This is a genomic window from Mycetohabitans sp. B3 (assembly GCF_021498065.1).
In the GTDB taxonomy this organism is placed as follows: Bacteria; Pseudomonadota; Gammaproteobacteria; order Burkholderiales; family Burkholderiaceae; genus Mycetohabitans.
In genome coordinates this window covers 1-445 of record NZ_JAHLKN010000133.1, presented here as the reverse complement: position 1 = coordinate 445, position 445 = coordinate 1, and the positions used below count along the sequence as shown (strand labels likewise).

General features: G+C 60.9%; 1 protein-coding gene. It reads left to right on the top strand.

From position 1 onward, the window contains the following. Positions 1–445: acyl-CoA dehydrogenase family protein (locus tag KQH55_RS15930; protein WP_235091652.1), on the top strand; the 445-nt coding region annotated here is incomplete at both ends.

Here is a 445-nt window from a genome sequence, read left to right as displayed (position 1 = left end):
GGCCAATGCCTCGACGGAAGACGAAGCAGGCTCAGACGTGTTCTCCATGCGCACCCAAGCGGTACGAGACGGCGACAGCTATGTCCTCAACGGTTCGAAAACCTACATCACCAACGCCCCTATCGCGGATCTATGCGTCCTCTACGCCACCATTGACCCCACGCTCGGTCCACTGGGCGTCACCGCGTTCCTGGTCGAGACGACCAACCCGGGCCTGGAGCTGAGCCCGCCTTTGGAAAAGATGGGACTGCGCACTGCACAGATGGGCCGGATCACACTCAAGGACTGCCGTGTCTCGGCCGATGCCGTACTGGGACGAGAAGGACGAGGCGTCAAGGTCTTTGAAAGTGCCATGGAATATGAACGTGGATGCATTCTTGCCACCACGTTGGGCGCCATGCGCCGCCGCCTTGAAGCATGCATTACCCACACGCGTACCCGCCGC